Genomic DNA, 24,205 nt, shown 5'->3' with positions numbered 1-24,205 from the left:
ACCGGTTCGCGGGCGACTCCCCGGGCGCGCCGCCGTGGCGAACCCCGCCGGGGACAAGATCCTGGACCCCCACAAGACCGGTATATGAGACAGAAGCCCACAGAGAGGCACCAGGCACCCATGGATGTCAGCGCCCGTATCGAGGCCGTCTACGCACAGATCGTGCACCGCAACCCCGGGGAGTCCGAGTTCCACCAGGCGGCGCGCGAGGTGCTGCCGGCCCTCGCCCCCGTGCTCGGCGCGCATCCGGAGTATCTGGAGGCCCGGATCGTGGAGCGGCTGTGCGAGCCGGAGCGGCAGCTCGTCTTCCGGGTGCCGTGGGTGGACGACGACGGCGAGGTCCAGGTCAACCGCGGCTTCCGGGTGGAGTTCAACAGCGCGCTGGGCCCCTACAAGGGCGGCTTGCGCTTCCACCCCAGCGTCGATCTGGGCATCGTGAAGTTCCTCGGCTTCGAGCAGATCTTCAAGAACGCGCTGACCGGCCTCGCCATCGGCGGGGGCAAGGGCGGTGCGGACTTCGACCCCAAGGGGCGCTCGGACGGCGAGGTCATGCGGTTCTGCCAGTCCTTCATGACCGAGCTCCACCGCCACCTGGGCGAGCACACCGACGTGCCGGCCGGGGACATCGGAGTGGGCGCCCGCGAGATCGGCTATCTCTTCGGCCAGTACAAGCGGCTGACCAATCGCTTCGAGGCCGGGGTGCTGACCGGTAAGCCGGTCTCCTGGGGCGGTTCACCCGCGCGTACCGAGGCCACGGGGTACGGCACCGTCCACTTCGTCCAGGAGATGCTGCGCACCCGCAAGAGGGAACTCGACGGCCTTACGGTCGTCGTCTCCGGGTCCGGCAATGTGGCCCTCTACGCCATCGAGAAGGTCCACGCCCTGGGCGGCCGGGTGGTGGCCTGCTCCGACTCCTCCGGCCATGTGGTCGACCCGGACGGCATCGACCTCGCGCTGCTCAAGGAGATCAAGGAGGTACGGCGGCAGCGGATCGCCGCCTATGCCGACGCCAAGCCGGGCGCCGTCTTCTCCGGCCGCGGCTCGGTCTTCGAGCTGCCCTGCGAGGTGGCGCTGCCCTGCGCGACCCAGAACGAGCTGACCGAGCAGAGCGCGATCGCCCTGGTCAAGAACGGTGTACTGGCCGTGGCCGAGGGCGCCAACATGCCCTGCACCCCGGCGGCGATCGAGATCTTCCGGGAGGCCGATGTGCTCTTCGGCCCCGGTAAGGCCGCCAACGCGGGCGGCGTGGCCACCTCCGCGCTGGAGATGCAGCAGAACGCCTCCCGCGAGCGCTGGACCTTCGCCCAGACCGAGGCCCGCCTCGCCGCCGTCATGACCGAGGTCCACACCCTGTGCCGGGCCACCGCCGACCGCTACGGCTGCTCCCCCGACGACTACGCCCTGGGCGCGAACGCCGCCGGATTCGTCCGGGTGGCGGAGGCGATGGCCGCCCAGGGCGTCGTCTGAGCCGATCCGCCGGAGGCGCCGAGCGGGCCGCACCGGCCACGGGTCACGTCGACGGCGTATCCGCCACCCTGCGCACCGCGTCCAGCACCGGCTTGCGGAGCAGCAGCAGCGCCGCGTCGTCGTGGAGCCGGCCGCCCACGTGGGACAGCAGCTCGTCGTGGAGCGAGGCGAGGGTGCGGGACGGCTCGTCGCAGATGTGCCGCGGCACCCGTTCCAGCAGCGGGAAGTACTTCCGGCCGCGGTCCCGCGCCTCGATGACCCCGTCGGTGTAGAGCAGCAGCTGGTCGCCCTCGGCGAACGGCACCACCTGGAGGCTCGGCAGTTCGCCGCCCAGGGAGGCCAGGCCGAGCGGCGGGGCCGGGCGGGTGGGCTCGACGGCGATGACCCCGGCCTCGCCGACCAGCAGCGGCGGGGCGTGTCCGCAGTTGACGAGCTCCATACGGCCCTCACTGGGGTATCCGGCGACCACGGCGGTGACGAAGTCGTCGGGCGCCAGGTTGCGGGACAGGCTGCGCTCGATCCTGGCGACGACGTCGAGCAGGTTGGGCTCGTCGTAGGCGGCCTCGCGGAAGACGCCGAGCACCAGCGCGGCGGTGCTCACCGCGGGCAGCCCCTTGCCGCGTACGTCGCCGACGATCAGCCGGACCCCGTGCGGGGTGGGCAGCAGGGCATAGAGATCGCCCCCCACCCGTGCCTCCGCGGCGGCGGCGCTGTAGCGGACCGCCACCTGGAACTGGCCGACCCGGGCGGGCACCGGTGTGAGCAGGGCGTTCTGGGCGGCCTCGGCGACCGAGCGGACGGCGGCGAGGACCTGCTCACGGCGTCTGCGCATGGCGCTGGCCCCACAGCTCGCCAGGGCCACGGCGGCGGGCGTGGCCAGGATGATCGCCTGGGTGCGCACCGATTCATCGCCCTGGGTCCCCAGCAGCGCGCCCACCGCCACGGCGAGCACCCCGATCCGGATCACCCCATACGGTCCGGAGTGGGCGGCGGCGAGCGCCGGGCCGACGGCGAGCAGTGGCAGCCAGGCCAGCCCCTCGGAGGTCACGAGGGCGAGCAGGGCCACACCACAGATGATGAGGACGGGGACCGCGGGGGCTATGAGCCCAGTACCGTCCGGCTGGTCCGAGTCGTACGGGCGGAGTCGGGCCGGGAACATGACCTGCTTCGCTGCTCTCTCTCCACGGGGGCAAGTGATACCGGAGGTGTCCGTTTCCTCCAGAGAAACAGCGATTCGATAGGTTCGGCAAGGCCCGCGTTTTCAGATAGTGAGCGAGAGGTTCCTGCTCACCCGGCTCGCCGTCGGCACCAGGCGGGTCCGGAACAGCTCACGGTGCGGATCCGCCTCCGCCAGCCGGGCCAGCCGGTCCGCCCGCAGCGAGATGCCGAGCGAGCCGAGCCGGCCCCCGCAGTAGATCGGCACCGCGAAGCAGACCGTGCCCAGGGCGTACTCCTCCAGGTCCGCCACCAGGGGGCTTCCGGTCGGGGAGTCCAGGCGGCGCAGCAGGTCGTCGGAGCGGGTGACGGTGCGCGGGGTGAGGTCGACGAGCGGATGGCGGGAGAGATAGTCGCGGCGGGCCTCGTCGTCCAGTTCGCGCAGCACGCATTTGCCCAGCGCCGTGGCGTGCCCGGCGTCCTCGCACCCGACCCACAGATCGACCCTGGGCGCCTGCGGGCCATCGACGATGTCCGCGATCCGGATCTCGCCCTCGTCGTAGAAGGTGAGGTACGCGGCGGCGGAGAGCTCGTCGCGCAGCGCGGCCAGGGCGGGCCGGACCCGGGCGAGCATCGTCTGCTCACGGCTGCCGACCTGGAGGGCGCGCAGCCTGTCGCCGATCACGAAGCCGCCGTCGTCCAGCCGGGACACATAGCCTTCGTGGGCCATCGTCCGCAGCAGGTGGTACGTGGTCGCCAGCGGCAGCCCGGTCTCCCGGGCGAGCCGCTTGGCCGGCGCACCGCCCTCATGTGCGCCCACTGCCTCCATCAGCCGGAAAGCCCGCTGAACGGATGAGATCAGTGTAGGCGCCGTTTGAGCACCCATATGTCAAGCTTGCTCCTGGTGTGACCGGATGAGCAAGATCTGATCTCTCTCGCGATCCGATCCCACGGAGACGCGCGCGAGGGCGCCGACCGGCGTGGTCGGCGCCCTCGCGGGCTTGCGGACTTGTCCTCGCGGACGTGCCTTCGCGGCTTGTGGATTGGTTCGGTTCGGATCGGTGCGGATCGGTGCGGATCGATTCGGTGCGGATCGGTTCGGTGCACCGCGGTCAGCCGGGGGAGATCCGGCCGCGCCAGGCGCCTTCCGCCTCACCGCGATGCTCGATGAAGTCCTTGAACCTCCGCAGGTCGCCCTTCACCCGCCGGTCGAGCGTCCCGGTCATGTCCGCGGCCTTCTCCGCCATCCCGCTCGGCTCGAAGACCATCGCCAGATTGACCCGGGTGTGGCGCTCGTCCACGGGCTCGAAGGTGACCAGGCCCTGCTGCTGGACATCACCGGAGGTGGTGCGCCAGGCGATGCGCTCATCGGGGAGCTGATCCACGATCTCGGTGTCGAACTCCCGGTGCACACCGGCAATGGAGGTCGCCCAGTGGTTATGGCGATCGTCCACCTGGGTGACCTGGTCCACGCCTTCCATGAACCTCGGGAACTCGGTGAACTGAGTCCACTGGTTGTACGCGGTGTGGAGCGGAACCCCAACCTCGACGGACTCCCGCACGGTGCTCATCGGTGACTCCTTTCGACGTTGTCGCGTCGCTCACCACGGCGGGTTTCCGGGACCGCCGAGCCGAAACATGCACGGGCGGGGGGGCAGGGGCTGATCAGCGCAGCGGGTGCAGCGGGGCCAGCTCGGCCGGGGAGGTGCCGGTCGCGATGGCATCGGCCAGCAGCCGTCCGCTGAGCGGGCCGAGCGCCACGCCCCACATGCCGTGCCCGCCGTTGACGTAGACGCGCGGCGAGCCGGTCGGGCCGACCAGCGGCAGTCCGTCCGGGGTGCAGGGGCGGGCGCCGACCCAGGTGTCCGTACGGGCCTCCCAGTCGATGCCCCGCAGCAGCGGGCGGGCCGCCGCGATGATCGCCTGTATGCGGCGCGGGTCCACCGGCCGGTCCGCGGGGGCCAGCTCCATCATTCCGGCGACCCGCACCCGGCCCTCGCCCAGCGGGGTGCAGACGACCTTCTGGGCGGCCAGATAGGTGGGACGGGTGGGGGCGCCCTCGGCCGGGACGCTGAAGCTGTAGCCGCGTCCGGCCTGGACCGGTACCCGGACCCCGAACGGGCGGACCAGCGGGTCCAGCCAGGCGCCGGTGGCCACGACGGCGACGTCCGCGCGGAGTTGGCCCCCGGAGGTGGTGACGGCCACGCCCGCCGGCCCGAGGTCCCGGATACCGGACACCTCCGTCCGCTCCAGGATCTCGCCGCCGCGCTCGCGCACCGCGTCGGCGAGGGCCCGGACGAAGTTCCCGGGGTTGAGATAGCGCTGGCCGTGGAGTTCCACGGCCGCGCCGATGCCGTCGCCGAGCGCGGGCTCCAGCGCACGGGCCCGGTCCCCGTCGACCTGCTCGTACGCGATTCGGAAACCGGCCGCGCGGGCGTGCTCCAGCTCCTCGACCATCGCGGCGCGCTCGGCCGCGGTGCGGAAGGCGATCAGACAGGGTTCGGCGGGCCGGGTCGGCTCGGCGACGCCGTCCGCCGCGAGCGCGTCGTACGCGTCCAGCGCATGGCGGTTCAGCGTGGCGAAGGTGGCGGCCAGGACCCGCCAGCGGCGCGGGGTGCAGTTCCGGGTGAAGGTGAGCAGGAAGCGGGCGAGCCGGGGGTCGGGCCGGGGCGGGATGTAGACGGGCGACTCGGGGGAGACCAGGCTGCGCAGCCCGTAGCGGAGCGCCGCCGGTTCGGGCAGCGGCAGCGTCAGGGCCGGGGACAGCCACCCGGCGTTCCCCCAGGACGCCCCGGCCGCGGGGTGGCGCCGTTCCACGACGGTGACCTCGACCCCGTGGTTCCGCAGCGACCAGGCGGTGGCGAGGCCGACCATGCCCGCGCCGACGACGACGGCGCTGCGCGGTGGGCGGGACGGACCGGTGGCAGTGGGCACGGATGCGCTCCACATGGCTCCTCCGCTCATCAGCGCCGGTGGTCGCCGGGGCACTACCCGGTCCCGTTCACTCTGATGCGCGACGGCACGGATTATCCGGCGGTGTGCGCTACTCGATACCCGCCGGGCGCCGCCGCCAGTGGCCGGTGGCCTGCTCGAAGGCGTGGCCGACCTGGAGGACCGCGAAGTCCGCCCGGTGCGGCCCGACGATCTGCACCCCGACGGGAAGCCCGCCGGGCGTGAACCCGGCCGGTACGGACAGCGCGGGACTGCCGGTCGAGCTGACCAGGTACGCCGAGCGCATCCAGTCCAGATAGTCGTCCATGGCCACCCCGGCGATCTCGGTCGGGTACTCGATGCCGACGTCGAACGGCACCACCTGGCTCACCGGCAGCAGCAGCACGTCATAGCGGCCGAAGAACTCCCGGACCCGGTGGTAGAGCAGGGTGTGCAGCACCTCCGCGCGGCCGATGTCCGGCCCGGTGAGCTTGCGCCCCTCCTCGGCGTTCTCCCGGATCGCCCGCTTCAGCCCGTCGGGGTGACGGTCCATGAGCGCGCCGAAGGCGACCTCGAAGATCGAGGCGCGCAGCGTACGGAAGACCTCATCGGCCCCGGTCAGGTCCGGGCAGGCCCGCTCCACGACGCAGCCGAGGCCGGTGAAGACCTCCGCCGCCGACTCGACCACCGCGGCCACCTCGGGCTCCACCGGCACCAGCCCGCCGAGATCCGGCGACCAGGCCACCCGCAGCCCCGTCAGATCGCGGTCCAGCGGGCGGGCGAAGCGGGCGCCGGGCTCCTCCAGGGCGATCGGCGACCGCGCGTCGGGTCCGGCGATGGCGGACAGCAGCAGGGCGGTGTCCGCCACCGTGCGGGCCAGTGGCCCCTTGACGCCGAGGGTGCTCCAGGCGTTCGCGGCGGGCCAGGAGGGGACGCGCCCGGGCGACGGGCGCAGCCCGACGACGTTGCAGAACGAGGCCGGGTTGCGCAGCGAGCCGCCGGTGTCGCTGCCGTCCGCGATCGGGATCATGCCGGAGGCCAGCGCGGCCGCCGCGCCCCCGCTGCTGCCGCCCGCGCTGCGACCCAGGTCGTGTGGGTTGTGGGTGGCGCCGAAGACGGGGTTGAAGGTGTGCGAACCGGCCGCGAACTCGGGCACGTTGGTCTTGCCGATGGTGATCGCCCCGGCGGCCCGTATCCGCTCGATCAGCAGATCGTCCTGGTCGGGCACGCCATCGGCGAGCGGTGAGCCATGGCTGGTGCGGATGCCCGCGGTGTTGTGGGTGTCCTTGTGGGCGATGGGCAGCCCGTGCAGCGGCCCGAGCTCCTCCCCCGCCGCGATCCGCTCATCGGCCTGCTGGGCGGCCTCGCGGGCACGGTCCGCGACGAGGGTGACGATCGCGTTGACGGCCGGGTTGACCCGTTCGATACGGGCCAGATGGGCCTCGAGCAGCTCGCGTGCGGACAGCTCGCGGGAGCGCAGCAGCGCGCTGAGGTCCAGTGCGGTCCTGAAGCAGAGATCGTCGTCCGTCGTCGTCACGGTCGCTCGCCTTCCTCGGTGGTCTTCGCTGCGCGGGTCTTCGAACCACGGTCTTGACGGGGCTCGTGGTCCTTACGGAACTCGTGGTCCTTACGGAGCTCACAGTCCCTATGGTGCCCATGGTCCCTATGGGGCCCCATGGTCCCTATGGCGCTCACGGTCCTCATGGGCCCCAAGGGCGGACTCCATGGTCGGGGAAGCGGCCGGGCGGGGGGAGAGCGCCGTCACGGCGCCCGCCACCAGCACATTGACCGCCAGCGCCCCCGCGCGGTCAGCGGCCGCCGGCTACGGACGCGCTCCGGCGGCTCCGGCGGCTCCGGCCGCTCCGGCCGCTCCGGCCGGCACCGGAACCCGCGCGGCCGAGGTGCCGAGCCCGGTGGGCCCGTGCCACGGGGCCACCGGCCACGCCCCCGCATCGCCCCCGGCGCCCGTCGCGGACCCGGCCTCGGCCCCCACCGGCCGCCGCTGGGCGCGGAGCAGCTCCTCCTCCCGGTAGCGCGGGACCTCGCGGTGCCAGTTCAGGATCCCGGACATCCAGTCGCGCAGCTCCTCCACATAGCCGTCCATCGCCTTACGGGCCTCCGGCCCCAGGCCGAAGTCGTCGTACAGCACCGGGAACTCATGCGCCGCGACATGCTGGAACTGCCGCATCCGGGACGTCATCAGATCGTTCACGACGGCGACCCCGGCCGGATAGTCGCAGTCGAAGAAGTTCTGGACGACGAGGACGCCGTTGTGGACCTCGCCCTCGAACTCGATCTCCTTCTGGTACGAGAAGACGTCGTTCAGCAGCGTCGCGTAGTCCATGGCGGCGTTCTCCAGCGACCGGACCGGGCCGCTGCGGTAGATCTCGGGCGGCACCCGCCGCCCGCGCGCCAGTCGGCACAGGCTCATGGTGAGGTCGGAGCCGAAGGTGTGCCGGCGCATCTCGATGTAGTCGACCGGGTCGGGGATCCGGTTCTTCGTGTGGTTGGCCAGCTCCCACAGCCAGCTGGCGGTCATGTTCTCAACGGCCTTACGGAGTTCACGGCGCGCCGGGTCCGTCATCGGGCCCGCCGTACGGCTCCACAGGTCGGCCAGCGACCGCTCCAGCGCGTTCGCCGGGGCCGGGGTGGGGCCCGCGTCGAGCGGCATGAACGCCCCGAGCCGGGCGTTGCAGGCCCGGGCCCCGACCAGGTCGTGGGTGCGGCCGAAGACCGCCGGGTAGTAGTCGTCCGCGTAGGTGCCCCAGGCCAGCCAGCCCGACGCCAGATCGAGCTCGTCCAGGGAGCCGTCCGGGTGGATGCCGGCGGCGCACAGCGGGAGGTCGGCGGCGAGCATCCGCCGCTCGTCCCAGACGTGCGCATGCGGGATGCCGGGCTGCGGTCCGAGGATGCCCATCCGGTGTGCCCAGGCGAGCAGGTGGTCGCGGGCGGTGGGCAGATGCCGATTGAGCCGGAGGGTGAACGGCATGAAGAAGTCCGGCAGCAGGGACGGCCCGGTCCGCTGGAACGGGACATGGCTGAACCTGCGGGTCCGGGCCGCCTCCGCACGGCCCGTGGTCAGCGGCAGGCTCGCCGCGGAGGTGCCGAGGCCGCTGAGCGCGAAGGGCGACCACGCCGGGGCCTTGTCCGGGCCGTCCGCATCCTGCGCGCCGTCAGGGCCGTTCGCGTGCGCGCCGTTCATGTACCGGCTGGAGCGCATATGCCACTCATGGCCGCCGGACTGCCAGTCCTGGAGCCCCTTGACGTAGGCGAGGACCCCCGCGCAGGCGGCAGGGTCCAGGCCGTGCTCGGCGAAGAGCGGGCCGAGCTCGGTGAGCGCGGTGTCCTCGAACTGCTGCAGCCGTGAGGTGAGCAGTTCGTTGACGGAGTCGGCCGCCTCCTGGGTGGTGCAGCACAGGAACGTCTCCAGGACCAGGACGCCATTGCTGAGCTCACCCTCGTCCTCGATCTCCCGCTGGTACGAGAACAGGTCGTTGCGCAGGTGCACCGCGTCCGCGAAGGCGTCCCGCAGCACCCGCATCGGCCGCGCCCCGGCGATCACCGCGGGCACCTCGGCCCCGACGGCGTGCTCCACCAGCCCGGCCGACCAGGGCGCGCCGCCGACCTTACGGCGCATCTCGATGTACTCGACCGGATTGGGGACCCGGTCGATGTTGATGTTGGAGAGTTCCCAGAGCGATTCGTTGAGCAGGTTCTCGGTGCTCTCCCGGAACCGCGCCCGCCAGTCCGGCGACATCGAGGGCACCGTCCGCGCCCACAGATCCGCGAGCCCCGCCTCGACCGGGTTGGTGGGCTCCGGGGTCCCGGCGGCCGGGTCCATCGGCATGAAGGCGGGCAGCCGGTCGAGATACGCCTTACCGGCCACACGGTCCTGGGAGCGCTTGAACGTCTCCAGGAAGTGGTCGTCGAAGAAGAACACCCACACATACCAGTCGGTGACCAGCGAGAGCTCCGCGCCGGAGCAGTCGGGGTGGGTGTACGCGCACAGCAGGGCGTAGTCGTGGGCGTCGAGATCCTCCTGCTCCCAGATCCCCGAGCCCTCGAGCATGCCCCGCTCGCGGGCCCACCGGGTGGAGTGCTCCCGTGCCTCCTGGACATGGGGGTTCAGCCGCGCCGGATACGGCATGTAGAAGTCGGGGAGTTGAAAGGGCTGTGTCACTGCGGGGCCGGCACCTCTCGTGCGACGGTGGCCCGTGGCCGTCGTCCGGCTACGGGCTGGGGTCCGCTACGGGCTACCCAGACCGCAACTGGCTTATCCGACAGCCCCATTAGTCACACAAATGCGCCCCCGTGACCGGCGCCCCTTGCCGCGTACCCCTGACAAGGGGCGCCGGTCGAGTGCGGGGATCATCCGTCGCGTCTCCGGAAGGCCCATTCCATCCTCGGCTCCATCGCGAACCGGAACGCCCGCTGGACGGGCGGCGTGCACAAGGCGGTCACCACGGCCACCGCCACCGCCGTCACCACCATCTCCCCCAGCGGCCGGTGCAGCCACGGGTGGTCGTACCAGTCCCAGAAGCGGGAGCCCTTGGCGAGGAAGCCGTGCAGCAGATAGCCGTACAGCGTCCCGGCGCCGAGCACCGTGAACCACATCCGGCGCCGGGGCACCCAGGCGAGGAAGCAGACGGTGAGCACCATGGAGCAGCCGAAGAGGGCGAACGTCATGACCGTCCCGACCCACCACGGCGCACCGAGCTCCTGCGCGCTGTCCCGGCGGTAGAACCACGCCGGGTTCATCCGCGGCACGGCCCAGTAGGCGAAGACCACCGCGGCGGCCACCACCGGTACCGACAGCCATCTGACCTCGCGCCGCCGCACCATCCGGAAGTGCTCCGGCCGCAGGTGCAGCCCCAGCACGAAGAAGGGCAGGAACTGCAGCACCCGCTGCAGGTCGAGGTCGTCACCGATATTCGGTGAACAGACGGCGAGTGCGGCGATGGTGAGGGCCAGCGCCACCGGCCACCGCACGATCCGCCACAGCGGCGTGGTCAGCCGCCAGACGAACAGCGCGATCAGGAACCAGGTCAGATACCAGGGGTCGAGCAGACTGACCGGATAGGACGGGTCGTCGTCAGCCCACCGCTTGAAGAAGGTGTACGCGACCTCGAAGAGGACGTACGGGACGGCGACACCCGTGATCAGACGCTTGAGCCGGTCCGGCCGGAGATCGAAATTCCGCGAGAAGTACCCGGAGATGAGAATGAACGCCGGCATATGGAACGTATAGACGGTCATATAGAGCGCGGATGCCGCTCTGCTGCCGTCTCGCAGGGGCTCCCACGCGTGCCCCATGGCGACCAGCACGATCGCCAGGTATTTGGCGTTGTCGAAGAACGCGTCACGTTGTTTCGGCGTGGGGGACGGAGCCGGTGCCGCCTCGGGGGGCGTGGACGCCGGTGCGCGCCGCGCGGGCAATGTCGGCAGTAAGGACGAGACGTTCATCACATACGCCCTCCCGTGAACCGTGCGGGGAAAATCCTGCCTCTTTTCAGGTTTAGGCGGAGGGTTGCGGAGTGGAACATTCCACGCACCATAGTGGCGCTCGCGAGTCCACGCCCCAAAAGGCTCAGCTCTCGCGTACAAGGGTTTACGCCCAGCCCAGCGCATCCGTCACCTCCTCAACTTGGGAACTTCTTTACCTCTCCGGTCAGTTCACAGAGTGATGAAGAGGGGCCGATCCGCCCTGCCTTGACCGACCCCGCCTGCTAGCTTCTACACAACTGTAGATCCTAACGACCCTATGGAGTGTGACTGGCCATGGCCCTGTGGGACCGCATCAGGGAGTCCGCCCAGACGATGCAGACGCAGCTCGTCGCGAAGAAGAACGACTTGAAGAGCGGCGCCTTCCGCGACGCGAGCATGGCGATGTGCGCCCTGGTGGCGGCGGCGGACGGCTCGGTCGACCCGTCCGAGCGGCAGCGCGTCGCCCAGCTGATCGCCACCAACGAGGTGCTGCAGAACTTCCCGGCCGACGATCTGCAGCGCCGCTTCAACGAGTACGTCAACAAGCTCACCACCGACTTCGACTTCGGCAAGGTGAGCGTGATGCAGGAGGTCGCCAAGGCCAAGAAGAAGCCCGCCGAGGCGCGCGCCGTGATCCAGATCGGCATCGTCATCGGTGGCGCGGACGGCGACTTCGACAAGACCGAGCAGGCCATGGTCCGCGAGGCGTGCTTCACCCTGGAGCTCCCGCCGGCCGAGTTCGACCTGTAAGGCGAGGCGTACAAGCCGTAAGGCGGCCCGGAAGCAACAAGCCGCAGCCATAAGCCGCAGCCGTAAGCCGCAGCCGTAAGGCGGCCACGCGATCCGTAAGGGCGCGACCTGGAGCTACAGCGGGGTCGCGGCGTGCAGGACGAGGACCAGGGCGACCGCCGCGTTCGCCGAGGACAGCGCGGACGCGGCGGTGCCCACCGCCGCGATCCACAGGGCCAGCCCCGCCGCCGTCCATGTCGGCGGCCAGTGCCGGGACGGCTCCACCGGCTCCAGCAGTGCCGCGACCCTGCGCGGCACCGGCCCCGGCGCGGCGAACCCGGCGAGCGCCGGCCCCGGCGCGCCCCGGGAGACCAGGGCGGCCTTGCCGACCGCCCGCGCCGTGACCCGGCGGTCGCCGACCTCCCGGGCCGCCTCCTCGTCCGCCCAGCGCTCGGCGCAGTAGTCCACCGCGGTCCGCAGCGGCCGCAGCAGCGGGTTGGCCCGCGCCGCGAGCCGCGCGGCCAGCAGATAGCGGTGGTGGTGCGCGGTCAGATGGGCGCGCTCATGCGCGATCAGGGCCCGCCGCTCGCGGGCGCTGAGGCTGTCCAGCATCCCGGTGGAGACGACGATCCGGCCCGGCGTCCCCGTTCGCCCGGAGGTCCCGGGCAGGGCGTACGCGTACGCCCTGTCGTCCGGCAGCACCGCGACCGGCGACTCCGGCAGCCCGGCGAGCGCGAGCCGGGCGTCCCGCCGCACCCGGCCGTGACGCAGACAGGTGGCCGTGCAGGACACGGCCACCGCCGCCAGCGCGCCGATCGCCGCCTTCCCGGCCACCACGTCATAGGGCACCGCCGCCCGTACCTCGGGGTCCGACCAGCTGTCCGGCAGCGGATTGCCGGGCAGCTGCGCCGTGCCGACGACCATCAGCAGCCCCAGGCACAGGGTGGAGCACACCGCGAGGACGGTGCCGACGAGCGTCAGCAGCCGGGTGGCGGTGCGCGGATGGAGATGTTGCTCGGCGAGCCGGGCGATCGGCAGCGCCGTCAGGGGCAGAACCAGCGGGAGGAAGACGAAGACACCCATCGGTCAGTCCTCCGGCTCCTCCGCCACGTCGCTCAGCAGGTCGCGCAGCAGCCGCTCGTCGTCCTGGGTCAGCCCGGTCACAAAGCTGGCCAGGACCGCCTCGCGGTCGTCCTGGCCGTCCAGCACCCGGCGCATCCGCAGCGCCGCGAGCCCCGCCTCGTCCGACGCCGCGCGCCAGACGAAGGAGCGGCCCGCGCGCTCGCGGGTCACGGCCTGTTTGGCGTGCAGCCGGGACAGGATGGTCATGACCGTGGTGTAGGCGAGCTCGCCCTCGATCCGCTCCTGCACCCATGCGGCGGTCACCGGCCCCGGCGCCCGGCTCAGCGCCGCGAGCACCTGCGCCTCCAGTTCGCCCTGGCCACGCCGACGGGGGCGGCGGGGCCAGCCGGGCCCGCCGGTCCGGTCGTGGTCCGTCACACCGTCTCCTTCCCCACCGCACGCGCCCGGCGCGCGGCGCTCCATCGTAGCGAGCGACGGGCCGCCACCTCCCTCGCCGGGCCGCGCCGTCCCCCCTGGCTCGGCCCCCGCCGCGCGTTCGCCCCTTTGGCCTGGCTGTACGCGCGGGCCCGGGCCGCCTCACCGATGCTGAGCAGGGGGACGACCCCGACGAAGGAACGCACTCAGCCATGACGCAGACGCAGGGCTCGCTCGTACGGCAGATCACCGACTACGCCCATCGTGCCGACCCGTACCCGATCTACGCCGAGCTGCGCAAGACGCCCGTGGTGCACGACGAGGAGGGGCCGTACATCGTCTCCACCTACTGGGAGATCCACGGTCTGCTGCACGACCCCCGGCTCAGCTCCGACGCGCGCAACCTGGACCCCCGGGCCGCCTCGGAGCTGCCCGAGGAGGACGACCCGGGGCTGCCGCCCAGCTTCCTGAAGCTGGACCCGCCCGAGCACGACCGGCTGCGCCGGCTCGCGACGGCGCCCTTCGGCCCGCCGCACACCCCGCGCCGGCTCCACGAGATGCGCGGGGAACTCACCCGTATCGTCGGCGAGCTGATCGACGGCTTCGAGGGGCGGGACCGGATCGATCTCGTCGACCACTTCTCCTACCCCTTCCCGGTGACCGTGATCTGCCGGCTGCTCGGGGTGGATCGGGAGGACGAGCCGCGCTTCCACGCCTGGGCCGACACCCTCGCCGCCAGTCTGGACCCCGACTCGGAGGCGGACGCCGCCGAGCGGGGGCGGATCGCCCGGCAGGCCCGTACGGAGCTGGCGGCGTATCTGTCCGAGCTGATCGAGGAGCGACGCCGCGCACCCGGCGACGACATGCTCTCGGCCCTGGTCAACGGGGACGGCCCGGAGGGGCGGATGAGCCGGGTGGAGCTGCTGAGCACCGCGGCGCTGCTGCTGGTGGCGGGGCACGAGACCACCGTCAACCTGATCACCAACGGGATGCTGACCCTGCTGCGCAACCCCGATGTGCTCGCCCGGCTGCGCACGGATCCCCATCTGGTCGTGCCGCTGGTGGAGGAGCTGCTGCGGTTCGATCCGCCGGTGCAGATGCTCCCCCAGCGCACCCCGCTCTCGGACATCGACATCGCGGGCGTGACCATCCCCCGGGGGGCGTCCGTCTGGCTGCTGCTGGCCTCGGGCAACCGCGATCCGCAGCGGTTCCCCGACCCCGACCGGTTCGATCCGCAGCGCCGGGACAACCAGCACCTCGGCTTCGGCAGCGGCGTCCACAGCTGTTTCGGCGCCCCGCTGGCCCGGCTCGAGGCGCAGATCGCGCTGACCGAGCTGGCCCGTCGGCTGGACGAGCCCCGGCTGCTGGAGGACCCGCCGACCTATCGGCGGAACGCGGTACTGCGCGGACCGCGGCATCTGCCGCTCGCGTTCGAGGGGCTGCTCCCGAAAGGCTCCCCGAACAGATCCCCGAACGGGTCCCGGTGACGGCGGGGTTCACCGGGCGCGGAACGCGGACGCTCTCGTCCCGGCCGCGTCCTTCCCACCCCTGCCCGTCCCGGCCGCGCCCCTCTCGGCCCGGGCGGCGATGTTCCGGGCCATCCCGCCGAAGACGAGCGCGTGCCACGGCGCGACCGACCACCAGTACAGATGCCCGGCGAGACCGCGCGGATGGAACAGCGCCCGCTGCCGGTACACCGCCCCACCCCGCCCGTCCGGCGCGACCACCATCTCCAGCCAGGCCAGGCCCGGCAGCCGCATCTCGGCGCGCAGCCGCAGCAGCCGGGGCGGCAGCACCTCCTCCACCCGCCAGAAGTCGAGGCTGTCCCCCACTATGAGCCGCGCCGCGTCCCGGCGGCCCCGGCGCAGCCCGACGCCGCCCGCCAGGGTGTCGATCCAGCCGCGCAGCGCCCAGGCGAGCGGCAGCGAGTACCACCCGTTCTCACCGCCGATCCCCTCCACCACCCGCCAGACGTCTCCCGGCGAGGCGTCCACCGCGCGCTCGCGGCGGTCCTGGTAGAGGCTGCCGCCCGCCCAGTCGGGGTCGGTGGGCAGCGGATCGCTGGGCGCGCCGGGGGTGGCGGCGGAGGACCAGCGGGTGGCCACCTCCGCGTCGCGGATCCGCCGCAGGGCCAGCTCCAGCGCCCGGTCCACGCCGAGCGGCCCGCCCGGCGGGTCCGGCACATGGCGGGTGATGTCCCGTTCGGCGCAGACCACTTCATGGCGCAGCGACTCCACCAGCGGGCGGGCGATGGCGCCGGGTACGGGGGTGACCAGGCCGACCCACAGACTGGACAGACCGGGGGTGAGCACCGGCACGGGCACGATCAGCCGCCGCCGCAACCCGGTCACCCGCGCGTACCGCCGCATCATGGCGCGGTAGGTGAGGACGTCGGGGCCGCCGATGTCGAAGGCCCGGTGCACCTCGTCCGGCAGCGTGGCGCAGCCCACCAGCAGCCGCAGCACATCGCGGACGGCGATGGGCTGGGTGCGGGTGCGCACCCAGCGGGGCGTCACCATCACCGGCAGCCGCTCGGTGAGATAGCGCAGCATCTCGAACGAGGCCGAGCCCGAGCCGATGATCACCCCGGCCCGCAGCACGGCCGTCGGCACCCCGGAGTCCAGCAGCACCCGGCCCACCTCGGCCCGGGACCGCAGATGGGGCGAGAGCGCGCCCTCGGGGACGCCCTCCGGGGTCAGCCCGCCGAGGTAGACGATCCGGCGCACCCCGGCGGCGCGGGCCCGCGCGCCGAAGATCCGGGCGGCGCGGCGGTCGGTCTCCTCGAAGCCGGATCCGGTGCCCAGCGCGTGGACCAGGTAGTACGCGACGTCCACGCCCTCCATGGCGGCGCCCACGGACTCCTCGTCGGTCACATCGCCGCGTACGGTCTCCACCCGCCCCGCCCAGGGCTGGTCGCGCAGCTTCCCGGGCGAGCGGGCCACGCAGCGCACCTGATGCCCGGCGGCCAGCAGCTCGGGGACCAGCCTGCCGCCGATATAGCCGGTGGCGCCGGTGACCAGACAGCGGCGCGGCTCCGGCGAACGCTCGCGATGCGGCTCCGGGGAACGCTCGCGGCGCGGCTCCGGCGCACCGTAAGGGCCCGGCGGGCGCTGGGGAACGGCCATGAGGCCATGGTGCGCGGGCACGACGAAACCTGCGAGGTGGGCTCCCTTCGGCGGCATTGTCCGTATCAGGTGTTGGAGGTCGCTCTCCGGTCTCCCCGACCTTCGAGCCTCTCAGCCCGACCATCTAGAAGACGCTCTCGGGGGACTTACGTCCTCTGTCCTGAGCGCCTCTCCGGTCGAGCTCCCTCGCTCGCCCCGCAGGCTGTTATTTACGTTACTCCTGACCCCCATGAGCGCCTAGTCCCTTTCGAGCATTTTTTCCAATTTTTCGAGTGCGACCGAAGCGCGGCCGCGTGCGGCGGGACGCGGCTCCGGCCCGGCACTCGGGCGCCTTGGCTGCGCCGGGAGGGGCTTGCCCGGTAGGCTTTCCGTGTGATCTTCAAGCGCATCGGAAACGGTCGGCCCTATCCCGACCACGGCCGGGAAAGCACCCGCCAGTGGGCGGATGTCGCCCCACGCCCGGTACGTCTTGACCAGTTGGTCACGACGAAGCAGCAGCTCGACCTGGAGACGCTGCTCGCCGAGGACTCCACGTTCTACGGGGACCTCTTCGCCCATGTCGTGAAATGGCAGGGCGACCTCTATCTGGAGGACGGGCTGCACCGGGCGGTGCGCGCCGCGCTCCAGCAGCGCCAGGTGCTGCACGCGCGCGTCCTGGAGCTCGAGGGCTGACCGCGCTCCCGCCCCCGATGACCGATCGCCGTTGATCGACTTCCGATCCGTGTTGGCCCTTTCGGGTTGGTCTGAGCACCAACCATTGATCATTTAGTAGGCATCGCCACCTGGCCGCACTACGCTGCGCACATGAGCATGCTGACCCCTCCCGGCATGGGCGGAAAGTACCGCATTACGGGCGATCGCTACCCGCGGATGAGCCGGCCCCGGAGCCGCCGGCGGCTGGTGTTCACCGCCTTCGGCTCGGTTCTGGCGCTCGGCCTGGTCGGATGGGGAACACTTCAGCTCATCGACGTCTTCTCCGGCGACAGCGGCGGCCAGAAGGTCCGCGCGGCGCACGGCACCGGGGACTGCCCGCGCGGCGACAAGCACCCCGACGAGAACGCCAAGTCCGGCCGGTCCGACAGCGGGCAGGGCGGCCAGGGCGGTCAGCACGGCCGTACGGGCGGGAAGCCGCCGAAGCCCTCCCAGATCACGGTCAACGTCTACAACGCGACCACGCGCTCCGGCCTCGCCAAGGACACCGCCAAGGAGCTGGAGAAGCGCGGCTTCAAGATCGGAAAGGTGGGCAACGCCCCGACCCAGTACGACAAGAAGGTCAAGGCCACCGGGATACTGCTCGGCGCCCCCGGCGCCGGTGACGGGGCCTTCAATGTGCTCGGCACGCAGCTCGCCGACGCCCAGACCAAGAACGACGCGCGCGACGGCAAGGACATCGACCTGATCATCGGCAACGGTTTCAAGGACCTGGTCAAGCAGAAGGACGCCGACAAGGCGCTGGCCGCCCTGGCCAAGCCCTCGCCCGCGCCCTCCGGATCGCCCTGCCGCCGATGAGCCGGGTGGAGCTCAGCCCGCGGTGCCGTACATCCGGTCGCCCGCGTCGCCGAGGCCCGGCACGATGTAGCCCTGCTCGTTGAGCCGCTCGTCAACGGACGAGGTGACCACCGTCACCGGCGCGCCCGCCAGCTCGCGCTCCATGAGCTCGACGCCCTGGGGCGCCGCCAGCAGACACAGCGCGGTCACGTCGTCGGCGCCCCGCGATATCAGCTCCCTGATCGCCGCGACGAGCGTCCCGCCGGTGGCGAGCATCGGGTCCAGGACGTAGACCTGACGGCCGGAGAGGTCCTCGGGCATCCGGGTGGCGTAGGTGGACGCCTGGAGCGTCTCCTCGTCGCGGATCATGCCCAGGAAGCCGACCTCGGCGGTGGGCAGCAGCCGCACCATGCCGTCGAGCATCCCGAGACCGGCCCGCAGGATCGGCACGACCATGGGGCGCGGATGGGACAGCCGTACCCCGGTCGTGGCCGTCACCGGGGTCTCGATGTCGACCTGCTCGGTGCGCACATCGCGCGTGGCCTCGTACGCGAGCAGGGTCACCAGCTCGTCGGCGAGCCGCCGGAAGGTGGGGGAGTCGGTGCGCTTGTCGCGCAGCGTGGTGAGTTTGTGCGCCACCAGCGGGTGGTCGACGACGTGGATCCGCATGGCAACGACACTAACCGAGCCCCCGGAGCCCGGCTCCCGCCGGTGACGCCCTCCGTGCGCCTCCCCGCGCTCGACCGTCTGCCGCCGTACTGGCATCAAACCGCCGATTCGGGGGAAAGTGGGCAACAGCGCCCGGACCTCCACCGGGCGACACCTCGGCCCCGAGGAGTGATGTGACCATGGCCGACGCGACCGCGATGGAAACCGCCGCGGACCGCCGCCGCCGTCGCGACCGCTTCCTGCGCGCGCTGAACGAGGCCCGGGCGGTACGGAACCAGGTGCGTCCCCGGCAGGCCCGCGCGGCCCGGATGCGCCGGGCGATACACATGCGGACGTTCTCCTGGTGAGCCCTGGTGAGCTTCCGCCGAACCGCCGGAGACGGTTTCCGCGCGTTTCGATTCCGTCCGCGTGAGCCACATCTCTTTGGACTGGTGCACGACGCAGCGTGGAAGACCTCTCGCGAAGCGACGGTTTCTGCCACGATTCCGATTGGGGCGGGACACTGTCCCGCCCGCCCCCGGCACGCCTATGACCAGTGGGAGAGTCACGGTGTACTTCGCCGCATTGCTCGCGCGCACCGCAGAAGGGTGGGAAGCGAGCGACACAGAGCTCGATGACGTGGAAACCCTGACGGACTTGATCGAACTGGCCCGTCTGGCCTCCAAGGACGACGACACGGTATTGGCCTTCATCGAGCACGAAGACGCGTGGTTCGGCGTCGTCCGCGTGGACGGCGAGGACGACCCGCACATCTATGTATCGGACGCGGCAGCGGCCGCCCGCACCTCGTACGGCTCGATGCTCACCGACGAGCTGCTCGGCCGGGACCCCGACGACGATCTGGACAGCCTGGTCGACCTGGACGGCACCGAGGACGGCGAGCCGGACCGGGATGACGAGGACGCGGACGACGCCCCGGTCCCGATCGGCCCGCTCGGCGACGCCGACATCCTGGCCGACCTCGGCATGGACGAGAAGGAGCTGAAGGCCCTCGACGGGGACGCCCTCGAATCGATCGCCGAGATGCTGGGGTGCAGCATGGAGGGGCTGGAGGCGGTGCGCTGACCGCCGCCACACTGATGTCATGACCGATCCGCTGACCGGCCTCCTGCCCGGCCCCGACCCCGACCCCCTCCGCGATCCCTGGCGCGAGCCGATGCGCCTGGCGCTGGAGGAGGCGGTGCGGGCACCCGAGACGGGAGATGTGCCGGTCGGCGCCGTCGTGCTGGGCCCGGACGGCTCGGTGCTCGGCCGCGGCCGCAACGAGCGCGAGGCCCATGGCGACCCCACGGCCCACGCCGAGGTCCTCGCCCTCCGAGCCGCCGCCCACCACCTCGGCGGCTGGCGGCTGACCGGCTGCACCCTGGTGGTCACCCTGGAGCCGTGCACGATGTGCGCCGGCGCGATCGTCCTGTCCCGCCTGGACCGGCTGGTCTACGGCGCCGTGGACGAGAAGGCGGGCGCGGTCGGCTCCCTCTGGGACGTGGTCCGCGACCGCCGCCTCAACCACCGCCCCGAGGTCATCGCGGGCGTCCTGGCGGAGGCGTGCGCGGCCCCCCTCACCGCCTTCTTCCGCACGTCCTGAGCCCCGCCGCACGGGCCGGTCCCGGAACCGATTTCGGTTCCCGGCCACCCGTCCGCTAGGCTCTCCCTCGGTAGCGTGTCCGAGCGGCCGAAGGAGCGCGCCTCGAAAGCGCGTGAGGGGGCAACTCCTCCGTGGGTTCAAATCCCACCGCTACCGCTCGAAGAACGTAGGGCCCGGCTCATCGCGAGCCGGGCCCTACGTCTTTGTGTGCGCGGGTGTTGTTCCGGTTTGTGTGCGCCGGTTGTGCCGGGGCCGTTCCCGTCAGGGGCCGGACGGGGGCGGTTGCTGCGGGGGCTGCTGCTGGTTGGGGTCGGGCTGGGGTTGCTGCTGCTGATTCGGGTCGGGCTGGGGCTGTTGGGGCGGGGGCTGGTTCGGAGGCGGTTGGTTGGGCGGGGGCTGGTTCGGCGGGGGCTGCGGCGGCGGAGGCGGGTTCGGCGGGGGCTGGTTCGGGGGCGGCTGATTCGGAGGGGGCTGGTTCGGCGGGGGCTGGTTCGGCGGGGGCTGCGGCTGCTGCTGGGGCTGGTCCTGCGGCTGCTGCTGGCCCGGGTCCGAGGGCTGATCCTGCGGCTGCTGCTGGCCGGGGTCCGACGGCTGATCCTGCGGCTGCTGCTGGCCGGGGTCCGACGGCTGATCCTGCGGCTGGTCCTGCGGTTGCTGGCCGGGGTCCGAGGGCTGGTCCTGGGGCTGCTGCTGATTCGGGTCCGTCGGCTCGTCGGAGGGCTGCGACTGCTGCGAGGGGGTCCCGGAAGGGCGCTCGGTCTCCAGCGGGGTGAACCGGTCGGACGGCTTCAGGGTGACCTTCGGCGCCTCCCGCAGCCGCGGGGCGTGCTGCTCGCCCGGCATCGCCAGGAACGAGGGATAGTCGGCGCGGGCCAGCACCGTGTCCCGCGGGTCGCCGCTGCCGTCGCCGTCACCGAGCGGGCGCTTCAGCAGCTCGGCCTTGCCGATCCCCACCAGCACGAGGTGTTTGACGTTCTTCGTGGCCGGCCGGATGACGGTCACCGTGCTCCGGGAGAAACCGTTCCACTCGGGCCCGGTGAAGGTCGGCTTGGCGTGGCGCGGCGGGGCCGAGACCTTCACGGGATTTCCGGAGTCGCACTTCACGACGGGCAGACCGCGCCCATCGACGAAAACCGCCGTTCCGGCCTGGAGAACGGCGGACACCGGCTTCACCCCACCGCGGTAGCCGTAGGTCTTCGCGTAGGTGTCGGAGCGCAGGGTGACGCTCGTGAGCCGCTGGACGAAATCGGAAACGCCGTCGGGCGAGATGTGCTGGACCTTGCTCCAGGCGGCGCCCTTCTGCTTGTCGGCGTCCAGGTCGTGGAGCAGGCCCTGCCGGTCACAGGGCTGCCGGTTCCGGACGCCGGCGTAGAGACCGGGGGTGTTGCCGCGGAAGGCGCGGCCTCCGTTGGAGGGCGAGACCACGTGTTTGCGGTCCCGGCCGGCGGAGGAGGTGAACGCGGGGACCGAGGTCTTTCCGACGGGTTCCCGCCGGTATTCGACCGTCGAGGCGTGTCCGGGGGCTTCCCCGGGCGCCTCTTTGGAGGCTTCCCCGGATGCCTTTTCGGAGGAGGAGACCATCCCAAGGACCACCACGACGGCGACCACGACGACGAAACCGACGACGAATGCTGAACGACGCGAGGTGAGGTGCCATGAGATCGAGCGCATTTCCCTCTCCTTCCCTTACCTCGCCCCCATCCTGCGCTCGCTCCGCACACCCCCGCTTCCCCCGAAACCTTGACATCTCACCCCACCTTTGGGGGACTTGGGCCGCGTTTGCCCGTCGCCGCTCGCAGAGCCGCCCCCGGCCCGGGGTGCACCCGGACCGGGGGCGGTCACTACCCCTCGCGGTCTGTGCGCGGCGAATCCTCCGATCATGTCGGATCTTCGTCGCGTATCTAGACTAAACGGACGTGCTCCAGTTGGCAGCAGAACGGACAGGAGATACGGACCGGAGTTTCCGAACCGGAGTTTCCGGACCGGAGCGAAGAGCCGGAGTTTCCGGACCGGAGTGACGGACGGCAGCCGAGGAGGACCGGATGAGCGGCCCTGTCGTGGCGGGGGTCGACGGCTCCCGGCGCAGCCTTACGGCGGCCGAGTGGGCCGCGCGGGAGGCGGCGCGGCGCGGGGTCGCGCTGCGCCTGGTGCACGCCTGTCCACCGCTGCCGCGCAGAGTCTCGCCGGTGCCCGGGGCGGACGCCTGGCAGAACGTGGGCGAGCAGATGCTCGGGCAGACGGTGGCCGACTTCCGGGCGCGCCTTCCGGAGCTCGGGATCGACGGGGAGCACACCGACGCCGAACCGGCCGATGCCCTGCTGACCGCCGCCGCGAGCGCCGGGCTGCTGGTGGTCGGGGCCCGGGGCTGGGGCGGCTTCGAGGGGCTGGCGGTGGGCTCCGTGGCGCTGCGGGTTGCGGCGATGGCGGACTGTCCCGTCGTCACGGTCCCGGAGGAGCGCCGTACGGGTGCCGGGTGGGACGGTACGGATGCGGACGAGGTGCGGCTCGGCTTCGACGCCCACGCCCCGGCGGACGCGCCGACCGCCTTCGCGTTCCGCGCCGCCCAGGAGCGGGGCGTACCGCTGCGGGTGGTGCACGCGTGGGCGCTGCCCCCGGCCTCCCCGTCGGCCTGGATGCTCACGGTGCTGGAGGAGGACCGGGCGATGTGGGAGGACCAGGAGAGCCAGGTGGTCTCCGACGCCCTGCGGCCGTGGCGGGAGGGCTGCCCCGAGGTGGCCGTGGTGCCGGACGTCGTTCTGCTCAATCCGGCGGAGGCGCTGGTCAGGGCCTCGGAGCGGGCCGGGCTGCTGGTGATCGGGCGCCGTACGGCCACCCGGCCCACCCAGCTGCGGCTGGGGCCGGTGGCCCATGCGGTGCTGCACCACGCCCACTGCCCGGTGACGGTCGTACCGCACCCCGGACCATGAGCCCACCTCCCACACCCTGAGCCAGCCCCCGTGCCCCGTGCCCCGAACCCGCCTCCCGCACCCTGAGCCCGCAGCCCGCAGGCGCTCAGCCGAAGAACACCCCGAATTCCGAGTACAGCGCCGGCTCGACGCCCTTGGTGCCCACCGTGGCCTCCGCGAGCGGTATCCGCACGATGTCCGTGCCGCGCAGCGCCACCATCGTGCCGAAGTCCCGGTCCTTGACCGCGTCGATCGCCCGCAGCCCGAAGCGGGTGGCCAGCCAGCGGTCGAAGGCGCTGGGCGTCCCACCGCGCTGGATATGGCCCAGGACCGTGGTGCGGGCCTCCTTACCGGTGTGATCGGCGATCTCACGGGACAGCCACTCGCCGATGCCGGACAGCCGGACATGGCCGAACTCGTCCAGGCTGGAGTCCTTGACCACCATCTGGCCCGCCTTCGGCACGGCCCCCTCCGCCACCACCACGATCGGCGCGTATCTGATCGTGAAGCGGTTCTCCACCCAGGCGCAGACCTGGTCGATGTCGAAGGGCTGCTCGGGGATCAGGATGACGTTGGCACCGCCCGCGATGCCCGAGTGCAGGGCGATCCAGCCGGAGTGCCGCCCCATGACCTCGACCACCAGGGTGCGGGTGTGGGATTCGGCGGTGGTGTGCAGCCGGTCGATCGCCTCGGTGGCGATATTGACGGCGGTGTCGAAACCGAAGGTGTAGTCGGTGCCCGCCACATCGTTGTCGATCGTCTTGGGCACCCCGACCACCTGGATGCCCTCGCCCCCCAGCGCCGCGGCGACGCCGAGCGTGTCCTCGCCGCCGATCGCGATGAGCGCGTCCACCTCGTACTCGGCGAGCGTCCGCCGCACCCGATCGACCCCGTCCTCGCCGGCCAGGGGGTTGGTCCGGGAGGAGCCGAGGATGGTGCCGCCGCGCGGCAGGATGCCGCGCACGGCCGGGACGTCCAGCGGCACGAGGGCTCCTTCGAGCGCGCCGCGCCAGCCGTCCCGCACCCCGACGAACTCGAAGCCGTGGACCTCCACGCCCTTCCGGACGATGCCGCGGATCGCGGCGTTGAGCCCGGGGCAGTCACCGCCGCCGGTCAGCACACCGACACGCATCTCCGCTCCCTCCGCCGGCGGCGCGAGCCGCTGCCGC

The 24,205-nt window shown here is 72.0% G+C and carries 22 protein-coding genes and 1 tRNA gene; 10 read left to right on the top strand and 13 right to left on the bottom strand.

The annotated features are described in order from the left end of the window. Positions 1–120 precede the first annotated feature (120 nt). Positions 121–1,467 (top strand): NADP-specific glutamate dehydrogenase, encoded by a 1,347-nt coding sequence (gene gdhA, locus IEJ02_RS09305; protein ID WP_191064321.1) that lies wholly within the window; start codon positions 121–123, stop codon positions 1,465–1,467. A 43-nt stretch (positions 1,468–1,510) separates the two neighbouring features. On the opposite strand, the gene IEJ02_RS09300 is transcribed toward gdhA, so the two are convergent. From IEJ02_RS09300 to IEJ02_RS09270, 7 genes are all read right to left on the bottom strand, one after another. After that, entirely contained in the window at positions 1,511–2,626 is a 1,116-nt protein-coding gene (locus tag IEJ02_RS09300) for a PP2C family protein-serine/threonine phosphatase (protein ID WP_191064320.1), read from the bottom strand. 102 nt (positions 2,627–2,728) lie between these two features. Then, positions 2,729–3,508, bottom strand: a complete 780-nt coding sequence (locus IEJ02_RS09295; RefSeq protein WP_191064319.1) for an IclR family transcriptional regulator — start codon at positions 3,506–3,508, stop codon at positions 2,729–2,731. A gap of 226 nt (positions 3,509–3,734) precedes the next feature. Then, a complete protein-coding gene (locus IEJ02_RS09290; protein WP_191064318.1) occupies positions 3,735–4,193 on the bottom strand; it encodes an SRPBCC family protein in 459 nt (152 codons plus the stop codon). A gap of 94 nt (positions 4,194–4,287) precedes the next feature. Next, on the bottom strand, positions 4,288–5,556 hold the full coding sequence (locus IEJ02_RS09285) for an NAD(P)/FAD-dependent oxidoreductase (RefSeq protein ID WP_317985766.1): 1,269 nt from the start codon (positions 5,554–5,556) through the stop codon (positions 4,288–4,290). A 109-nt stretch (positions 5,557–5,665) separates the two neighbouring features. Further along, positions 5,666–7,090 (bottom strand): amidase, encoded by a 1,425-nt coding sequence (locus tag IEJ02_RS09280; RefSeq protein ID WP_191064316.1) that lies wholly within the window; start codon positions 7,088–7,090, stop codon positions 5,666–5,668. 285 nt (positions 7,091–7,375) lie between these two features. Beyond that, positions 7,376–9,733, bottom strand: coding sequence for a terpene synthase family protein (locus IEJ02_RS09275; RefSeq protein WP_369075642.1), 2,358 nt, complete (start codon positions 9,731–9,733; stop codon positions 7,376–7,378). A 188-nt stretch (positions 9,734–9,921) separates the two neighbouring features. After that, the gene (locus tag IEJ02_RS09270) at positions 9,922–11,016 is read right to left on the bottom strand and encodes an acyltransferase family protein (protein ID WP_223863633.1); all 1,095 of its coding nucleotides are present in this window, start codon (positions 11,014–11,016) and stop codon (positions 9,922–9,924) included. Between the two features lie 315 nt (positions 11,017–11,331). Between IEJ02_RS09270 and IEJ02_RS09265 the strand changes: the two genes are divergently transcribed. Further along, positions 11,332–11,787 carry a tellurite resistance TerB family protein gene (locus IEJ02_RS09265; RefSeq protein WP_191064315.1) on the top strand — a complete coding sequence of 152 codons (456 nt, stop codon included), beginning with the start codon at positions 11,332–11,334 and terminating at the stop codon, positions 11,785–11,787. Between the two features lie 114 nt (positions 11,788–11,901). Here IEJ02_RS09265 and IEJ02_RS09260 read toward each other — a convergent pair whose 3' ends face one another. Both IEJ02_RS09260 and IEJ02_RS09255 read right to left on the bottom strand, forming a co-directional pair. Continuing rightward, the gene (locus tag IEJ02_RS09260; RefSeq protein WP_191064314.1) at positions 11,902–12,849 is read right to left on the bottom strand and encodes a M56 family metallopeptidase; all 948 of its coding nucleotides are present in this window, start codon (positions 12,847–12,849) and stop codon (positions 11,902–11,904) included. Positions 12,850–12,852: 3 nt separating this feature from the next. Next, complete coding sequence (locus tag IEJ02_RS09255) at positions 12,853–13,266, bottom strand: BlaI/MecI/CopY family transcriptional regulator (protein WP_020870142.1); 414 nt, start codon at positions 13,264–13,266, stop codon at positions 12,853–12,855. A gap of 209 nt (positions 13,267–13,475) precedes the next feature. On the opposite strand from IEJ02_RS09255, the gene IEJ02_RS09250 reads away from it, so the two are divergent. After that, the gene (locus tag IEJ02_RS09250) at positions 13,476–14,750 is read left to right on the top strand and encodes a cytochrome P450 (protein ID WP_191064313.1); all 1,275 of its coding nucleotides are present in this window, start codon (positions 13,476–13,478) and stop codon (positions 14,748–14,750) included. Between the two features lie 9 nt (positions 14,751–14,759). Here the strand turns inward: IEJ02_RS09250 and IEJ02_RS09245 are convergent, their stop codons facing one another. Then, entirely contained in the window at positions 14,760–16,388 is a 1,629-nt protein-coding gene (locus IEJ02_RS09245) for an SDR family oxidoreductase (RefSeq protein ID WP_223863631.1), read from the bottom strand. 372 nt (positions 16,389–16,760) lie between these two features. On the opposite strand from IEJ02_RS09245, the gene IEJ02_RS09240 reads away from it, so the two are divergent. Together IEJ02_RS09240 and IEJ02_RS09235 are read left to right on the top strand one after the other, a co-directional pair. Then, on the top strand, positions 16,761–17,060 hold the full coding sequence (locus IEJ02_RS09240) for a type II toxin-antitoxin system VapB family antitoxin (RefSeq protein ID WP_014061825.1): 300 nt from the start codon (positions 16,761–16,763) through the stop codon (positions 17,058–17,060). A 132-nt stretch (positions 17,061–17,192) separates the two neighbouring features. After that, positions 17,193–17,897, top strand: coding sequence for a LytR C-terminal domain-containing protein (locus IEJ02_RS09235; RefSeq protein WP_191064312.1), 705 nt, complete (start codon positions 17,193–17,195; stop codon positions 17,895–17,897). 12 nt (positions 17,898–17,909) lie between these two features. Here IEJ02_RS09235 and upp read toward each other — a convergent pair whose 3' ends face one another. After that, entirely contained in the window at positions 17,910–18,545 is a 636-nt protein-coding gene (gene upp / locus IEJ02_RS09230) for a uracil phosphoribosyltransferase (protein ID WP_037956795.1), read from the bottom strand. A 179-nt stretch (positions 18,546–18,724) separates the two neighbouring features. On the opposite strand from upp, the gene IEJ02_RS09225 reads away from it, so the two are divergent. The 4 genes from IEJ02_RS09225 (at position 18,725) to IEJ02_RS09210 (ending at position 20,286) form a co-directional block, all read left to right on the top strand. Next, complete coding sequence (locus IEJ02_RS09225; protein WP_165556254.1) at positions 18,725–18,892, top strand: hypothetical protein; 168 nt, start codon at positions 18,725–18,727, stop codon at positions 18,890–18,892. Positions 18,893–19,073: 181 nt separating this feature from the next. Next, the gene (locus tag IEJ02_RS09220; protein ID WP_165556255.1) at positions 19,074–19,610 is read left to right on the top strand and encodes a tRNA adenosine deaminase-associated protein; all 537 of its coding nucleotides are present in this window, start codon (positions 19,074–19,076) and stop codon (positions 19,608–19,610) included. A gap of 19 nt (positions 19,611–19,629) precedes the next feature. Beyond that, the gene (gene tadA, locus IEJ02_RS09215) at positions 19,630–20,130 is read left to right on the top strand and encodes a tRNA adenosine(34) deaminase TadA (RefSeq protein WP_191064311.1); all 501 of its coding nucleotides are present in this window, start codon (positions 19,630–19,632) and stop codon (positions 20,128–20,130) included. Positions 20,131–20,199: 69 nt separating this feature from the next. Beyond that, positions 20,200–20,286, top strand: a tRNA-Ser gene (locus IEJ02_RS09210). A gap of 105 nt (positions 20,287–20,391) precedes the next feature. Here IEJ02_RS09210 and IEJ02_RS09205 read toward each other — a convergent pair. Further along, positions 20,392–21,801, bottom strand: coding sequence for a DUF6777 domain-containing protein (locus IEJ02_RS09205; protein ID WP_191064310.1), 1,410 nt, complete (start codon positions 21,799–21,801; stop codon positions 20,392–20,394). A gap of 371 nt (positions 21,802–22,172) precedes the next feature. Here IEJ02_RS09205 and IEJ02_RS09200 point away from each other — a divergent pair, with 371 nt between their 5' ends. Further along, entirely contained in the window at positions 22,173–23,057 is an 885-nt protein-coding gene (locus IEJ02_RS09200) for a universal stress protein (RefSeq protein ID WP_191064309.1), read from the top strand. Between the two features lie 85 nt (positions 23,058–23,142). Here IEJ02_RS09200 and IEJ02_RS09195 read toward each other — a convergent pair whose 3' ends face one another. Further along, entirely contained in the window at positions 23,143–24,168 is a 1,026-nt protein-coding gene (locus IEJ02_RS09195) for a 6-phosphofructokinase (RefSeq protein ID WP_191064308.1), read from the bottom strand. Between the last annotated feature and the right edge of the window lie 37 nt (positions 24,169–24,205).

Source organism: Streptomyces sp. 5-10, assembly GCF_014712245.1.
GTDB lineage: Bacteria > Actinomycetota > Actinomycetes > Streptomycetales > Streptomycetaceae > Streptomyces > Streptomyces violaceusniger.
The sequence above is the reverse complement of the archived record's forward strand: the minus strand, read 5'-3'. Positions and strand labels throughout refer to the sequence as shown.

Coding starts and splice junctions, on each gene's coding strand:
- gdhA (WP_191064321.1), top strand. CDS start 121: ATGGATGTCAGCGCCCGTATCGAGGCCGTCTACGCACAGATCGTGCAC.
- IEJ02_RS09300 (WP_191064320.1), bottom strand. CDS start 2,626: ATGTTCCCGGCCCGACTCCGCCCGTACGACTCGGACCAGCCGGACGGT.
- IEJ02_RS09295 (WP_191064319.1), bottom strand. CDS start 3,508: ATGGGTGCTCAAACGGCGCCTACACTGATCTCATCCGTTCAGCGGGCT.
- IEJ02_RS09290 (WP_191064318.1), bottom strand. CDS start 4,193: ATGAGCACCGTGCGGGAGTCCGTCGAGGTTGGGGTTCCGCTCCACACC.
- IEJ02_RS09270 (WP_223863633.1), bottom strand. CDS start 11,016: ATGAACGTCTCGTCCTTACTGCCGACATTGCCCGCGCGGCGCGCACCG.
- IEJ02_RS09265 (WP_191064315.1), top strand. CDS start 11,332: ATGGCCCTGTGGGACCGCATCAGGGAGTCCGCCCAGACGATGCAGACG.
- IEJ02_RS09260 (WP_191064314.1), bottom strand. CDS start 12,849: ATGGGTGTCTTCGTCTTCCTCCCGCTGGTTCTGCCCCTGACGGCGCTG.
- IEJ02_RS09250 (WP_191064313.1), top strand. CDS start 13,476: ATGACGCAGACGCAGGGCTCGCTCGTACGGCAGATCACCGACTACGCC.
- IEJ02_RS09245 (WP_223863631.1), bottom strand. CDS start 16,388: ATGGCCGTTCCCCAGCGCCCGCCGGGCCCTTACGGTGCGCCGGAGCCG.
- IEJ02_RS09235 (WP_191064312.1), top strand. CDS start 17,193: ATGAGCATGCTGACCCCTCCCGGCATGGGCGGAAAGTACCGCATTACG.
- upp (WP_037956795.1), bottom strand. CDS start 18,545: ATGCGGATCCACGTCGTCGACCACCCGCTGGTGGCGCACAAACTCACC.
- IEJ02_RS09225 (WP_165556254.1), top strand. CDS start 18,725: ATGGCCGACGCGACCGCGATGGAAACCGCCGCGGACCGCCGCCGCCGT.
- IEJ02_RS09220 (WP_165556255.1), top strand. CDS start 19,074: ATGACCAGTGGGAGAGTCACGGTGTACTTCGCCGCATTGCTCGCGCGC.
- tadA (WP_191064311.1), top strand. CDS start 19,630: ATGACCGATCCGCTGACCGGCCTCCTGCCCGGCCCCGACCCCGACCCC.
- IEJ02_RS09205 (WP_191064310.1), bottom strand. CDS start 21,801: ATGCGCTCGATCTCATGGCACCTCACCTCGCGTCGTTCAGCATTCGTC.
- IEJ02_RS09200 (WP_191064309.1), top strand. CDS start 22,173: ATGAGCGGCCCTGTCGTGGCGGGGGTCGACGGCTCCCGGCGCAGCCTT.
- IEJ02_RS09195 (WP_191064308.1), bottom strand. CDS start 24,168: ATGCGTGTCGGTGTGCTGACCGGCGGCGGTGACTGCCCCGGGCTCAAC.